The 14,644-nt window shown below is 59.5% G+C and carries 14 protein-coding genes; 6 read left to right on the top strand and 8 right to left on the bottom strand.

Going from position 1 to position 14,644, the window contains the following annotated elements; genetic code table 11:
* The first annotated feature begins 31 nt into the window (after positions 1-31).
* Genes FIV05_RS28470 through FIV05_RS28450 form a run of 5 tightly spaced genes read left to right on the top strand, consistent with a single transcriptional unit; the run spans position 32 to position 5,344 of the window.
* On the top strand, positions 32-1,048 hold the full coding sequence (locus FIV05_RS28470) for an ABC transporter substrate-binding protein (protein ID WP_152512195.1): 1,017 nt from the start codon (positions 32-34) through the stop codon (positions 1,046-1,048).
* A 13-nt stretch (positions 1,049-1,061) separates the two neighbouring features.
* Complete coding sequence (locus tag FIV05_RS28465; protein WP_286202339.1) at positions 1,062-2,543, top strand: sugar ABC transporter ATP-binding protein; 1,482 nt, start codon at positions 1,062-1,064, stop codon at positions 2,541-2,543.
* Positions 2,540-3,481 carry an ABC transporter permease gene (locus FIV05_RS28460; protein ID WP_023001512.1) on the top strand — a complete coding sequence of 314 codons (942 nt, stop codon included), beginning with the start codon at positions 2,540-2,542 and terminating at the stop codon, positions 3,479-3,481. Before FIV05_RS28465 ends, FIV05_RS28460 begins: the two co-directional genes overlap by 4 nt.
* Entirely contained in the window at positions 3,474-4,436 is a 963-nt protein-coding gene (locus tag FIV05_RS28455) for an ABC transporter permease (protein WP_152512196.1), read from the top strand. Before FIV05_RS28460 ends, FIV05_RS28455 begins: the two co-directional genes overlap by 8 nt.
* A complete protein-coding gene (locus tag FIV05_RS28450; RefSeq protein ID WP_152512197.1) occupies positions 4,433-5,344 on the top strand; it encodes an SMP-30/gluconolactonase/LRE family protein in 912 nt (303 codons plus the stop codon). The genes FIV05_RS28455 and FIV05_RS28450 overlap by 4 nt, the downstream gene beginning before the upstream one ends.
* Positions 5,345-5,399: 55 nt before the next feature.
* On the opposite strand, the gene FIV05_RS28445 is transcribed toward FIV05_RS28450, so the two are convergent.
* From FIV05_RS28445 to FIV05_RS28430, 4 genes are all read right to left on the bottom strand, one after another.
* Complete coding sequence (locus FIV05_RS28445) at positions 5,400-6,437, bottom strand: zinc-binding alcohol dehydrogenase family protein (protein ID WP_152512198.1); 1,038 nt, start codon at positions 6,435-6,437, stop codon at positions 5,400-5,402.
* On the bottom strand, positions 6,434-7,225 hold the full coding sequence (locus tag FIV05_RS28440; RefSeq protein ID WP_152512199.1) for an ATP-binding cassette domain-containing protein: 792 nt from the start codon (positions 7,223-7,225) through the stop codon (positions 6,434-6,436). Before FIV05_RS28440 ends, FIV05_RS28445 begins: the two co-directional genes overlap by 4 nt.
* Before the next feature lie 75 nt (positions 7,226-7,300).
* The gene (locus FIV05_RS28435; protein WP_023001507.1) at positions 7,301-8,242 is read right to left on the bottom strand and encodes an ABC transporter substrate-binding protein; all 942 of its coding nucleotides are present in this window, start codon (positions 8,240-8,242) and stop codon (positions 7,301-7,303) included.
* 46 nt (positions 8,243-8,288) lie between these two features.
* On the bottom strand, positions 8,289-9,311 hold the full coding sequence (locus tag FIV05_RS28430) for an ABC transporter permease (RefSeq protein WP_152507791.1): 1,023 nt from the start codon (positions 9,309-9,311) through the stop codon (positions 8,289-8,291).
* Positions 9,312-9,449: 138 nt separating this feature from the next.
* Here FIV05_RS28430 and FIV05_RS28425 point away from each other — a divergent pair, with 138 nt between their 5' ends.
* Entirely contained in the window at positions 9,450-10,352 is a 903-nt protein-coding gene (locus tag FIV05_RS28425) for a GntR family transcriptional regulator (protein WP_228933098.1), read from the top strand.
* Here FIV05_RS28425 and FIV05_RS28420 read toward each other — a convergent pair.
* The 4 genes from FIV05_RS28420 to FIV05_RS28405 all read right to left on the bottom strand — a co-directional run bounded on the left by FIV05_RS28420 (position 10,337) and on the right by FIV05_RS28405 (position 14,369).
* Positions 10,337-11,338, bottom strand: a complete 1,002-nt coding sequence (locus FIV05_RS28420; RefSeq protein WP_152512200.1) for an aldo/keto reductase — start codon at positions 11,336-11,338, stop codon at positions 10,337-10,339. The genes FIV05_RS28425 and FIV05_RS28420 overlap by 16 nt on opposite strands.
* Positions 11,335-12,456, bottom strand: coding sequence for a mannitol dehydrogenase family protein (locus FIV05_RS28415; RefSeq protein ID WP_152512201.1), 1,122 nt, complete (start codon positions 12,454-12,456; stop codon positions 11,335-11,337). The genes FIV05_RS28420 and FIV05_RS28415 overlap by 4 nt, the downstream gene beginning before the upstream one ends.
* Before the next feature lie 113 nt (positions 12,457-12,569).
* Complete coding sequence (locus tag FIV05_RS28410) at positions 12,570-13,667, bottom strand: ROK family transcriptional regulator (RefSeq protein WP_145903866.1); 1,098 nt, start codon at positions 13,665-13,667, stop codon at positions 12,570-12,572.
* Positions 13,668-13,727: 60 nt separating this feature from the next.
* Positions 13,728-14,369, bottom strand: a complete 642-nt coding sequence (locus tag FIV05_RS28405) for an SGNH/GDSL hydrolase family protein (RefSeq protein WP_152512202.1) — start codon at positions 14,367-14,369, stop codon at positions 13,728-13,730.
* Between the last annotated feature and the right edge of the window lie 275 nt (positions 14,370-14,644).

Raw genomic sequence — 14,644 nt, 5'->3', positions numbered from 1 at the left:
CAAAGACGCCTGCTGGCGTCAGGGAGGAAACATGAACACCAAAGCCAAGCTCTTGGGGGCGGTCGCGCTTGTTGCGGTCACCCTGCCGGGTCACGCTGTAGCGGACACCGCGGATAAACGTATTGCCCTTTCCAACAATTACGCCGGCAATTCCTGGCGACAAGCCATGCTGGAAAGCTGGGCCAAGGTCGGCGACAAGGCTGTTGAAGACGGCGTGGTCGCCTCGGCCGACGCATTCACCACGTCCGAAAACCAGGCAACCGAACAGGCCGCTCAGATTCAGAACATGATCCTGCAGGGTTACGATGCGATCGTGGTCAATGCAGCTTCGCCAACGGCCCTCAACGGCGCGATCAAGGAAGCCTGCGACGCCGGCATCACGGTCGTCTCGTTCGACGGTATCGTCACCGAGCCCTGCGCATGGCGCATTGCGGTCGATTTCAAGGAAATGGGCCGTCAGCAGGTCGAGTATCTCGCCGGACGCCTGCCGGATGGCGGCAACCTTCTTGAAATCCGCGGTCTGGCCGGGGTTTTCGTGGACGATGAAATCCACGCAGGTATCGAGCAGGGCGTGTCGGAATTCCCGAAATTCAAGATCGTCGGATCGGTCCACGGCGACTGGGCGCAGGACGTCGCCCAGAAGGCAGTTGCAGGCGTCTTGCCGAGTTTGCCGGAGATCGTCGGGGTCGTGACCCAGGGCGGTGATGGCTACGGGGCAGCCCAGGCAATCAAGGCGGCCGGCCGCGATACGCCGATCATCGTGATGGGTAACCGCCAGGACGAAATGAAATGGTGGGCCGAAGCGCGTGACGAAAACGGCTACGAGACCCTGTCTCTTTCCATTGCCCCGGGTGTTGGCACGCTTGCCTTCTGGGTCGCCCAGCAAGTGCTCGACGGTGCAGAAGTGCCCAAGGATCTCACGGTACCTTTCCTGAAAGTCACCCAGGAAACGCTTGACGAGACGCTTGCCGCAACACCTGCCGGTTCGGTGGCGAACGTCGAATACAGTCAGGAAGACGCCAAGTCCGTCATTGCAGCCGCCAACTGAGGGAGAGACGGAATTGGAAGTGGCAACTGGCGCCGGCAAGCCGAAGCCGGATGTCCCGTTGGTTGCCCTTTCGGGCGCGTGCGTTCACTTCGGTGCAGTGCGCGCGCTCGACGGGGTCAGTCTGACCGTCAGTCCCGGCGAATGTGTCGGTCTGATGGGTCACAACGGTGCGGGCAAATCGACAGCCGTCAACGTGATCAATGGCGGACTGACGCCAACGGACGGACAAGTCCGTTACGGGCATGAGGACGGCAGAAAAGGAACGGGGGCAGCACGTGCGCGTGCCTGCGGTATCCGCAGTGTTTTTCAGGAACTTTCCTTATGCCCAAACCTGTCCGTACTGGAAAATCTGAGGGTTCCACATCGTGACCTGACAGGATTTGGCTGGCGCAAAACGGCTGCCGGGCGGATTGCCGCTGCTCTCGACGAAATCTTTCCCGGACACAGGATCGAACCGGGCATGATCGTCGGCGACCTGACCCTGGCGGAACGGCAGATGGTCGAGATCGCTGCCGGATTTGCAGGTGGCCCTACACCACCACGTCTCGTCATCCTCGACGAGCCGACATCGTCCCTTGATGCCTCGATTGCCCGGCAACTGCTCGAACATGTCCGTCGCTTCTGCGCCAAGGGCGGTGCGGTCATTTTCATTTCGCACATGCTGGGAGAGGTTTTCGAAGTCGCATCACGGATCGACGTGATGAAGGACGGCAAGATCATCGCCAGCAGACCGGCGTCTGAATTTACCCAGCAGGGCCTGATCGATGCCATGGGACATGTGGCAAACGAGAAGGCCGCCGCCCGGGCGGCGGTCGAAAGCAGTCAACGCATCGGCGAAGAAGTGCTGAAGACGCCGGAAGGGCTCAGTGCCCGCAAAGGGGAAATCGTTGGCCTGGCGGGTCTTGCCGGGCATGGGCAGGCAGAAGCTTTGGCCCGGTTCTTCATGTCCCGGTCGGGGAAACTCGCGCGGGTGAAGGATCCTGAAGCGGCCTTCGTTGCCGGTGACCGCGGCCGGGACGGGGTCATGCCGCTCTGGTCGATCCTTCGAAATCTCACGCTGACGCACCTGCCAAGCCTGACCCGGCGAGGGTTGGTCGACAGGGTTGCTGAGCAGGCGCTGGGCGCAGACTGGAAGAAGCGTATCGGCATTCGGACCGACAATCTGGGAAATCTCATCCTGTCCCTGTCCGGCGGCAATCAGCAGAAGGTTCTTTTCGCCCGTGCACTGGCCTCATCGGCCCCGATCGTGGTGATGGACGACCCGATGCGCGGTGTCGATGTCGGCACCAAACAGGAAGCTTACGACATGATCCGAACGGAAGCCGCCAACGGGCGCACCTTCCTGTGGTATTCGACGGAAACGGATGAAGTCTGCCAGTGTGACCGGGTGTTTGTGTTCCGGAACGGGCAGATATCAGCGGAGTTGACCGGAGACGGCATCACGGAAGAAAACATTCTGGCCGCCTCTTTCCAGATGCAGGGGGCCGGCGCATGAACGGCAAGTACCGCATTCTGCTTCCGGTCCTGTCCCTGACTGTGCTGCTGGCGGCCGTCTTTTACCTTCAACCCCGGGCAATGAGCTACTTCGGCCTGAACCTGCTCTTCAATCTCGCGGTACCGATCGCGCTGGCAACCATCGCGCAGATGATGATCATCATGGTCAACGACATCGACCTGTCGGTCGGGACGTTCGTCAGCTTCGTCGCCTGTGTCACGGCAACCTTCCTGAATGATGCGCCGCTCGTCGGCGCGGCTATCCTGCTGGCATCGATCCTCGCGTATGCGGCCATCGGCGCGCTCATTCACATTCGCCAGCTTCCGGCGATTGTGGTCACGCTCGGCATGTCATTCGTCTGGGGAGGCCTGGCGGTTCTGCTGCTGCCATCGCCGGGTGGTGCGGCGCCGACATGGATCCGAACGGTGATGACCGTCAAACCGCCACTGGTGCCGATGGCGGTGGTGGCCTGCATCCTCATCGCCGGTCTGACGCATCTTTTGATCATGCGGTCTTCGACGGGCACGCTGTTGCGCGCAGTCGGCGGCAACGCCCAGGCGGTTGCACGCTCCGGCTGGTCGGTCACGAAACTGAAGGCGGGTGCCTATGCGCTTGCCGGCTTCTTCGGTGTCCTGGCCGGTATCTGCCTCGTCGGCTTGACAACGTCGGCCGATGCCAACATCGCTTTGCGCTACACGTTGCTCTCCATCGCCGGAGTGATCCTGGGGGGAGGAGAGTTCACGGGCGGTCGGGTCTCGCCTGTCGGTGCGGTGCTCGGTGCGTTGACACTCGCGCTCGCGGGAAGCTTCCTCTCGTTCATGCGCCTGTCGCCGGACTGGCAGATCGGCGCTCAGGGCGCGATCCTCATCCTTGTACTTGCGGTGCGGCTGATCTTCTCGCGCCGCAGCCGGAAATGGAAGGGAGCCGAAAATGGATAACTCCCGTCTTTCGACCGTTCTCGCCATCCCCAGAAGACCCTGGTTCTGGGCATTCGCAGCCAGTGCCCTTGCCTATTTCGCAACCCTTTCGCTGACGGAAGGACGCGGTGGAGGGGAGCTTCTTTCCGCAGCGCTGACCTTTGCCTCCTTCTCGGCCATTGTCGGGCTGGGTCAGATGTTCGTCATCACCCTTGGGCCGGGCAATGTCGATCTGTCGATCCCCGCGACGATGACGCTGGCCGGCACGCTGTCGCTCAAGTTCATGGATGGCGCGGCAAATCTCATCTTGCCGGGGCTCGCCGTCGCGCTTGCCGTCGGTATCGGAGCGGGCACATTCAATTACCTGCTGATCCGGCTTTTGCGGATCCCGCCAATCATTGCGACCCTTTCGGCATCTTTCCTTTATCAGTCGCTGGCGATCTGGTGGAACCGCGGCCTCAGGATCAAGCCGCCGGAGGCGCTCGCAGATTTTTCGACCGGCGCCATCGCCGGCCTGCCGAACCTGACGATCATCGGCGTGCTGATTGCGCTGTTGAGCTGGGTGGTTCTGGAACGCTCGATCTTCGGACGCTGGGTGTCCGCCTTCGGGCAGAACACGCGCGCCGCCCGGCTGAGTGGGATCCCGGTAGAGACGGTCCGCGCGGTCACCTATGTCGTCTCCGCCGTGCTTGCGGCGTTCACCGGATACCTTCTGGCGAGCTTTTCAGGAGGTGCCGCACTGAACATGGGCACGGAATATCTCCTGATTTCCATCGCCGTTGTCGTGATCGGAGGCTGCTCCATTGCCGGCGGCAATTCGAATGTTCCGGGCATCTGGGGCGGGGCGCTGCTGATGTTCCTGGTCGTTTCGATGTTGAATTCCTACGGCTTCGGCGCAGGCGTGCGCCTGATCATGACCGGCGCCATCATCATTGGCATCGTCGCTGCCGCATCCGGAAAGGGCAGACCCACATGAACAGTTTCTCTTCTCCCTATCAGATCGACGATCCCCGTTTCAGGAACCTGATCCAGAAGAACGCAAGGTTGCGCCAACTTGCGACCGGCTTTGAATGGACCGAAGGGCCCGTCTGGTTTGCCGATCACCAGCACCTGTTTTTTTCCGATATTCCCGCAAACCGGATGATGCGGCTGACGCTTGATGGCCAGGTCAGCACCTATCGCCAGCCTGCGGATTATTCCAACGGCAACACCCGGGATCGTCAGGGCAGGCTGGTGTCCTGTCAGCACGGAACCCGCTCTGTTACCCGGACCGAACTGGACGGCACCCGCACCGTGATTGCAGACAGCTACCAGGGAAAACGTCTCAATTCACCGAATGACGTGATCGTCCAGTCGACCGGCGCGATCTGGTTCTCCGATCCGACTTACGGCATCCTGAGCGATTATGAAGGCTACACCTCAGAGCCGGAACAGGCGGCCCGTAATGTCTTCCGCGTGGATCCGGTAACCGGAGAGGTCGAAGCGATGATCACAGATTTCACCCAGCCGAACGGCCTGGCCTTTTCATCGGATGAGAGCGTTCTCTACGTGGCGGAATCCGGCTCCAGTCATGATGCCGAGGTTCCCTCCATCATCCGTGCTTTCAAGCTGGACGAGACCGGTGGGATCCTGTCGGACGAGGTGTTTGCCACAATAGACCGTGGACTTCCCGACGGAATGCGGGTCGATGCTGCCGGCCATCTGTGGAGTTCGGCGTCCGACGGCATTCACTGTTTCCACCCCGACGGGACCCGGCTCGGGAAGATCCTGGTGCCGGAAGTCGTCTCCAACCTGTGTTTCGGTGGCGTGCGCGGCAACCGGTTGCTGATCACCGCAACCACGTCGGTTTATGAGATTGCGGTCAACGCAAGATCGGCGATCTGAGAAGATCGCCGCACAGAAGCCTTGAGAAATCTTCAACTGGCAGACCCGATCGTTACTACAAGGTCACGATGGCCTTGATCAAGGCTTCCCTGTCTGTCGCCAGCTCCTTGATCTTCGCCGGAAGGTCCTCGAGGCGCACGGTCAGCGTGCACAGCGCATCCGTGTCGATCCGGTCTGAGCGAATTGCCGACATGACGGTCTCGAAGTCTTCTCTCGTGGCGTTTCTGCTGCCGATGATCTGGGTTTCGCGTTTGTGAAACTCCGGGTCGCTGAAGCTGATGGTTTCCTTCACGACGCTCACCAGCACATAGCGGCTGCCATGCGCAAGAAGAGGAAAGCCGGCTTCGATGGCGGCCGCATTGCCCGTTGCATCGAAAATCACGTCGAAGCCGTCTTGCAGAGGACCTGACAGAATGTCGGTTCCGACGAGATGCGTGTTCTTGAAGCCGAATTTTTCCGTCGCCTGGGCCAGCCGCGTTTGGCTCATGTCCAGAAGATGGACTTCGGCTCCCGAAAGCCGGGCAAAGAGAGCTGTGCCGATGCCGATGGGACCGGCCCCGGTGACCAGAACCCTGTCGTCGGCGGATAGCGCCGCCCGGCGAACGGCATGGGCCCCGATCGCAAGAAACTCCACCATCGCCGCCTGAAGTTCCGTCAAGCCGGTCGCCGGATAGAGATTTTGCTGAGGGACTGCGATGCGGGAACACATTCCGCCATCCCGGTGAACACCGAGAACCTCGATGCTGCTGCAGCAGTTCGGTTTGCCCTTCGTGCAGGCCCGGCAGGCGTTGCACGAAAGATACGGGTTGACCACCACCAGTTCCCCGGCAGTCCACGGGCCGACGCTTTCCGCGACCCTGCCGCTAAGCTCATGACCAATGACACGCGGGTAGTTCAGGAAAGGGTGCTTGCCTTCCAGAATGTGGTAGTCGGTGCCGCAAATGCCGACGGCCTCGATGTCCACAAGCACCCAGCCGTCCGGCGCGTCTTCGGGCAGGGCCTGCGTTTCGAGCCTGAAGACACCCGGTTCGATGACGGTACCGCATTCCATTGATCGGGCCACTGCCGGTGATTTGGTCTTTTCAATATTCATTGAACGGCTTTCCGGCTCCTGGGAGCCCAGTCGTGAGGAAGGTCGCCCTTGATGATAAGGCTGAGAACATCATCCTTGGTGACGTCTTCAATCCGGTGCGAGCCGACCTTACGGCCCTTGTTCATCACTATGACACGATCGCAGAGTTCGAACACGTCATGCATGTCGTGGCTCACCAGGAGGATGCCTATTCCTTCTTCGCGCAATTGTCTGATCAAGGCACCGACCATGGCCGTTTCCGAAGGGCCGAGAGCGGCTGTCGGCTCGTCCATGATCAGGATCTTGACGTCAAAATAGATCGCTCTGGCAATGGCAACAACCTGCCGCTGGCCGCCCGAGAGGCTCGACACCGGATCGTTCAGGTTCTTGAAGTTCGGGTTGAGCCTTTTCAGAACGCGGACCGCCTCGGCCATCATTCTGTTGTCGTCCAGATTGCCGAACCTTGTTTTCAGTTCCCGGCCGAGAAACAGGTTGGCGGGTGCGTTCAGATGATCTGCCAGGGCAAGCGTCTGGTAGATGGTTTCGATGCCCAGATCGCGGGCGTCGTGGGGCGATTGAATGTCGGCGATTTCGCCGTTGACCTTGATCGTCCCCTCATTGGGGATCATGGCTCCGGACAAGATGCGCATCAGGCACGATTTGCCGGCGCCGTTGTGGCCGAGAACGCCAACGACTTCACCTGGATAAAGCTCCAGAGAAACACCATTCACCGCCCTGATGCCGCCAAAGTGCTTTTCGATTGCCTCCATCTGCACCAGCGGTGCCGCGGATTGTGCATCTGGTTTCATATTCCGTGTCCCGATCGACGATTGAAAAGACCGGAAGCCTTTGAGCAGCAAGGCTTCCGGCCGCGTTGTGGTGCGTTAGTAAAGGACGTTCTGAACGCTCGGATGATCGATGTTGTCCTTGGTGGCCAGCACGACGCCGGTGTCGATGAAGTTCGGCACCTGTTCACCGTTCAAGAGCTTCAGAATGGTCTGAACGCCGATCTCGCCCATCTGGAACGAGCCCTGAACGGCAGTCGCGGCCAAAGTTCCATCGCGGACGAAATCCTGAAGGTCTGTGTTGCCGTCAAAGCCGATCGCCGTGACCTTGCCCGCCTTTCCGGCTTGTGCCAGTGCCCGGCCCATGCCGATGGCCGTCGGTTCGTTGGCGCCAAAAATGCCGACAAGATCCGGATTTGCCGCCAGAACGTCGGTGGTCTGGTTCAAGGCGGTTGCCATCTGGGACTGGGAGTAATAGGGGCCGACGATCTCGATCTTGGACTGATCCTCGATCCGCTTGACGAAGCAGCCGACGCGGCCAAGTTCGGAGCCGACACCCGCGACATAGGACATCACGGCAACCTTGCCCTCTGTCCCGACTTCCGAAATCATCTTGTCGGCAACCAGTTGACCAGCAGCACAGTTATCGGTCGACAGGAATGACTGGTAAAATTCCTTGCCGTTGTCGGCGAGACCGGAGTCGATAATGACAACAGGAATTTCGGATTCATACGCTTTCTTCACCGCCGGGATCAGTGCTTCCGGATCGGATGGTGCCAGGACAATTCCGGATACGCCGCGGTTGATGGCGTTCTCGACAAGGCTGACCTGATCGGCAACGGCCGATTCCGAGGCCGGACCGTTGAAGGTCATCGTGTGGTCCGACTGGCCTTCGATGGCTGCGCTGGCGCCCTTGTTCACGTTCTGCCAGAAGTTGGAATTCGTCGTCTTGACGATGACCGCAATTTCTCCGGCCTGCGCGGCTGCTGCGGACAGCGCAAGGGCACTTGCCATCATCGCTGTTGTCAAAAGCTTCTTCATTTCATTCTCCTCCGTCTGAAGTTGCTCTGGAAATCGTCCGGCTTTCTCAGCGCCGGTTTCTGATCTGATCGACGTAGACCGCCAGAATGACGATGACCCCGATCACGATTTGCTGGATGAATGCGGACACGCCGGCCATGTTGAGGCCGTTCCGCAGAACGCCGATGATGGCTGCGCCGATCATCGTTCCGGAAATATTGCCGACACCGCCCATGAGCGAAGCCCCGCCGATGACGGCCGCGGCGATTGCGTCGAGCTCGTACATGACGCCTTCATTCGGCTGAACTGTCACGAGACGGGACATCAGGACGTTGCCCGCGAGCCCGGCAAGCGCTCCTGAAAGGACGTAGGCAAAAATCTTGGTGCGATCGACCAGGACACCGGAGAGACGCGCGGCTTCCTCGTTCGAGCCTGTGGCATAGATATGCCGGCCGATCTGGCGGCGCCTGAGAAGATAGGCTGCGGCAAGTGCGACAACCGCGAGCAGAATGACCGGATAGGGAATTCCGGGAAAGACGACTTTCGGGAAGATGCCGCCGGTTTTCTCTACGATGCGGAACAAGGAGCCATTGCCCAGAAGACCGAAACTTTCACCCAGGCGCGAAATCGGCGCTGCGCCCGTCAGCTGGAGGGCAACGCCGCGGGCGATCAGCATCATGCCGAGCGTTGCCACGAACGGGGTGATCCGCATTTTGGTAATGACGAAGCCGTTGACGAAACCGCAAGCGGCGCCGGCCATCACGCCGATCGCCATGGCGGGACCGACCGGCACGCCTGCCTTGATGCTCAATCCGGTGATGGTTCCCGAAAGGGCAAGTACGGAGCCGACGCTCAAGTCGATGCCGCCGGTAATGATCACCATCGTCATCCCGATGCCCAGCAAGCCGATGACGGACGTCTGCAGCAGCACCGTCAGTCCGTTGTTGATGGAGAAAAAGGCCGCATTTCCGAAGGAGAACGCGAAGATCAGCAGGGCAAGGGTCAGGAGCGCCGATAACTTGTGAAAAGAACCGGCAGACAGTTTGAAAGTCCAGGAAGCAGGCTCTGCGCCTCGATCAAGATCCGCCATAAATCCTCCCGGGCCGGATATTGAATAAAATTATTAAAAACAATATGAGGTCAGGTAATGTGGCGCGTCAACAGTTTTTTATTTTTTAATACAAACAATCGGAATTGTTCAGCGTTTTGGATATGTTAGGTTGCTGCCATGGCAAGAACGGACGAACGATTCAGGCGCGCATACAACAGGTTGCTGGACATCTGCAGCGCCATGGCGATTGGCGACGAGTTGCCCGCCGAGACCGCGCTTGCGGACAAGATGGAAGTCAGCAGAACCATCGTTCGCACCGCATTGCAAAAGCTGGACAGCGACAATCTCATTCGCTGGGAAGGCCGTACCAAGACGCTGATCCGGAAACCGCAAGCGGAGCACCGCCTGGTTCCTGCCGAAAGTTCCCTGTCCACGGAGGAGCTGGAGCACAGGTTCTTTGAATGGATCCTGCGTTTCGACGTTCCGGCGGGGACGTCGCTCAATGTGGCGCAACTGTCGCGGCAATTCGGTGTTCCCGTCCACAACCTGCAGGAATTTCTGGCCGGACTGAGCCGTCTCGGTCTTGTGGAGCGCCGTCCAAGAGGAGGGTGGTCGCTCCTTGGGTTCACGTCGGAATTTGCGGTTGAACTGTCAGAGTTTCGAATGGTTCTCGAGCTGAATGCGGTCCGGCAGCTGCTGACCCTTCCGCCCGAGCACGAGATCTGGAAAAAGCTCAAGGCCTTGAAGCGCGAACATGAGGACCTGAAGTCGGTCCTTGAGGAGCGGTATCACGACTTTTCCCTGCTGGACGAAAAGTTTCATTCAGCCGTCAACAGCGTGGTCAAAAACCGGTTTGTTCTCGAGGCACAGAAGCTCATCAAGCTGATCTTCAACTACCACTACATGTGGGACAAACGCGACGAACTGGAACGCAATGCGGCCGCGATCGAGGAGCATCTGGAATGGATCGACGCGATGCTCGACAAGGACGGCGCAAGGTCGGAAGCCGCAGCGCTAAAGCATCTGCGGAGATCGAAGGAAACGCTTCTGCAGTCGCTGCGGGTTCACAAGTTCGCCTGAAGGCCCTCTTGCGCAGGGGTGCCAAACACTCTTGAAAAGCTGGCGGGCGGTGCTTCGGCGAGGCAGTCGAGATTGCGCTTCAGGGATGAGGCCTTCGATGTGCCGAGCAGAACAGAGGCGACACCGGGATAGCTGTGGGCGAAGTGAAGGGCCGCGCTGGCAAGCGAAAGTCCCAGTGTTTTCGCCTGTTCCTTGAGTGCGGTCACCTTTGCCAGGATTTCCGCTGGCGCGGGTGCGTAATCGAACCAGGCGCCCTCAACCGGTCCCGTTGCCAGAATTCCGGAATTGAAGATCCCGCCGAGAACCAGGCTTGTGCCTTTTTCCCGGCACCGCCCGACGAGCTGGTCTTCTGCTTCCCGGTCGAGCAGGGTCAGGCGTCCTGCAAGCAGGATGGCGTCCAGGTCGGTCTCGTTCAGAAGGTCGAGACAAACCCGGGTTTCATTCACGCCGAGGCCGAAGGCGCGGATTTTTCCCTTGGCTTTCAACCTTTGCAACCGGTCGAGCCCGGTCGCCAGCAAGTCCTGCATATGTGTTTCGTTTGAAGCGCCATGGGTGTAGGTGCCGATGTCGTGGATGTAGACGATATCGACATGGCGCGTCTGCAGCCGCTCGAAACTGCCTTCCAGCGACGCTTCAATGCCGTCACCGGAATAGTCGTAGCGAACAGCGTTCGGAAGCGGGTCGAAAAAACCGTCGGCCTCCTTCAGAGGAGTTCCCGGTGACAGAACGCGCCCAACCTTGGTGGACAGGACGTAGTCTTCACGCCGCCTGGATTTCAAGAACCTGCCTAACCGTTCTTCCGACCGGCCACGGCCATAATGAGGTGCGGTGTCGAAGTACCGGATCCCGGCGTCCCAGGCAGACTGAAGAACCTCGTTTGCCTCTGGTTCCGGCACTACCCGAGCCATGTTTCCGATGGCGGAGGCTCCGAAGGAGATATCCGTTACCAGAACACCTGTGTTGCCGATCTGTCTGCGTGCCCTCATGCGCGTGCTGCCTCGGCACCAGCCGCCACTGCATCCAGCCGGGGCATCTGAAGTGACGCGTCGGCTTTCCGTGCCCAGGACAGGAAAGATGAAATACGTCGCTCTATCTTTTCCCCGTGGTTCTGTGCGATGTCGGCAAGCTTGTGGTCCAGAAACGGGTTCTTGAACCTGTCGATTGTCGTGGCGGCATACACTTCCGCTTCGTTCTTGCGGCCATGAGCCTCGAAGGCAGGGATGACTTCACGTCGATAGAGATCTGTAAGGTCGGGGCCATAGTCGGGACTGTCAATCAGTTCCCGGACAAACTGCAGGGACGAACCGCCTGCAGCCAGCCATCGTGACACCAGGTAGGTGTGTCCAAGGTTCAAGATGAATAGCTTCAGGGTCTCGACCTGTTCCAGATCCTCGACCACCTGCACGCATGGGTGCACGCAGGGCAGAATGAGGCCGGGTTGTTTCTCGATTGCCCAAAGCGCATAGGGTTCGGCCACAGCTCCGGCGGGTTCCAGCGGCTCGGAGACGATCCTGTCGACCAGGGAATTCACCCAGGTCACGTTTGAGCGGAGCCAGTCTGCAAATTCAGGCGGGTAAAGAGCTGCAATGGAAAGGACAAGATCTCTCAGAACATTGCCGTTTTCGGGAATGAGTTCGGCCGGCATGACCTGCACCGGAGCGCCGCCCATGCCGAACCTTTGGAACAGGAACCACGTCAACTTGGCCGGATAGGACATGTCGATGGAAAAGTCGGTGCTCTTGTCTGCCTCACTTGGCCGATAGCCCGCATCAGCGGTGTTGGAGAGGATAATCCTTGCCTCGCCGGCCACGGCTTTCGCGACCTCGGCAAGGTCTTCCGGCAAGGACAAGGCACGTTTGATGCTGCTGACGGTCTTGCTTGTGTCCACCAGGGTACCGTTGTCGATGCCCTTGATCCGGACTTCGTAGCCGGAAGGGTCTGCAAGCGCCTTCAGGCGATGTGCCCGGGACGCGTCGCCACTAGTTTGAACCACTGTGATCGGTCCGACGTCCTGCCCTTCGGCAATGGCTTCGGAAACGAAAAGGTCTGCATGCGCTTGCAGGAAGCGGCTGGTCCCGAATTGAACGATCGCTGACGTCGACATGGCTCTCTCCCGAATGATTTTATGTTTATTATAATTATGAACATTTTAAATCAAGCAATTTCCGACCGCGGAAAAGATCAGGCGGTTGTCGGGAGGGTATAGACCTCAGCGGGTCAGTTTCCACTGACCATGAACCTGGAACTGAACGGCAGACTGGCAGCGCCGATCGCCTTCGGTGCCGGCACGATGTTGCCGGCGATTGCCTTGATCTGCGGGGCTGCTGCTTCCAGTTTCCGGCAGATGTCCTGGCAAATGCTTTCAGGCGCATAAGACGACAGGATGACTGTTTCGATTTCCACGAATTGACCGACCCCATGCAGGGAGGCGCGCATCTGGGCAATCAGCCGTTCTTCCCAATCACTCACCAGAGCACCGTAGTCTGGCCAGGATCCTGAACGGTCCCAGAGCGGGTCGACTTCCTTGCCCTGCGCCGACAGATCTCTCTCCAGCGCCGCAATGCCGACATCGAAGCTGACTTCGGAATTGCCGTTATAGATCTGGTGATTGAGGACAAGGCGGCCGTGCAGGTCGGCGCCGAGGTAGAAGAACATATAGTCCGAAAGTGTCTTGGCAGCGCCGAACATGCTCTCACCGCTGGCCGCTGCGGTGATGTCGTTCTGGACAAAAACGGCAATGCCGAGCTGTTCCTCGATCTCCGCCTGCAAGGCCTTGAAATAGGCTTCTTCGTCCATGCCGCCCGACAGTCGGCGAGGCAGGGCAAGACCGACGCCAGCCAGGCGTTCGCGTTCCGCATCCGGCAGCAGCTTCACCGCGCTCGCAATCGTCTCCAGAAATTCCGAATGGTTGCTGCCATGGGCAAGCTGCGGATTGGGCAAGGTCTTGTGAAAGCGGATCTTGCCGACAAAATCGATGAGAACGATATCGGTGTGCCGGTTGCCGACGCTGATGCCGATGGAATAAGCGCCTTCAGGGTTGAGGGTCAGAGGCACCGTTGGCGGGCCGACACGGCCCTTTTGCGCTTCCCCCTTCGCCACCAGTCCTTCCTGCTCCAGCGACCTGACGAGTACGGACACGGTCTGCGCCGAAAGGCCCGTCTGTTCGCCGATCTCCAGCCGTGTCGTCGAGGAGTTCTGCAGAAGCAGCGAAAGCACCAGGCGCTCGTTGTAGCTTCGCACACTGACGGCATTCAGGCCTGACGCACGGTCGGCTATGCGCAGCGGATTGGGCGGAGCAAATCTCATGTCAGGCATGGAAGGCCCTCCGTTGCCGTGCCGCATAAATTCCTGCCGGCAGCTGTGCGCGCAGCGAACTCATTTCCACCCGATCGCCTCCACTTCCCGCGCCAGGGCGACACCGAGATTCTCATGTGCCTGTGCGTTGATGTGGAACCCGTCCAGCGGATCACAGGTCGAGACGGACCCAGCGTCGAAGAAATGCACCTCAAGCGAATCCGACATGATCTCGAACTGCAGGGCAAGTTCATGGGACTTCTGCTGGGCGGCCTTGAAGATGTTCTCCCATTCCTTGATGTCGTCCAGCATCGGCGGCGGCGAGATCACCATGATCTCGGGTACCGTTCCGTCAGGGCCGGGCGAGAGTTCCTTGATGTCGTGGATCAGGCAACCGATGCCCATTGCCACTTCCGACGCCGGCTGGCCAAACCGGGCCTTCAGGTCGTTCGTGCCCAGCATTATGATGACAAGGTCCAGAGGAGCATGGCTCATGAGGCAGGGGCGCAGATAGGTGCGGCCATTCTTCAGCGCGCCTTCGATGGGGTCGTCATGCACCGTTGTCCGACCGCTGAGGCCTTCCTCGATGATGTGCCAGCCCTTGCCGAGTTCACGCGCAAGCACACCCGGCCACCGCTGCAGCAGAGTGTAGCGATCCAGTGGTGTCCCCCCTGGAATTTGTCCGTGCGTGTTCGAGTCGCCGTAACACAAGATCGTGCGCATGCTGGCAGCGTCCTGATTTGGTTATTGAAAACAGTCGGTTGTCCCGAAGGTTGGCCGAAATCTCTGTTGCCATACATTGCATCGCTCGCGGGATCTGACAAGCTTTCCAATTAATCATTCAATATGAATAACTATTGACAGGCAAGTCCTGCCGTGATTTTTAACGGACCTGGGAGGAGGTCCCACCCATCGCAGTTGCGTTCACCCGCCGCCGGAATGCGTTTCGGCGAACGGCATCGCCTTGTCTGCCGGCCGGCACCCGTTGTCGCTGCCGG

It is taken from the genome of Labrenzia sp. THAF191a (assembly GCF_009363335.1).
GTDB classification, from domain to species: Bacteria; Pseudomonadota; Alphaproteobacteria; order Rhizobiales; family Stappiaceae; genus Roseibium; species Roseibium algicola.
This window is presented reverse-complemented; position numbering and strand designations above follow the sequence as displayed.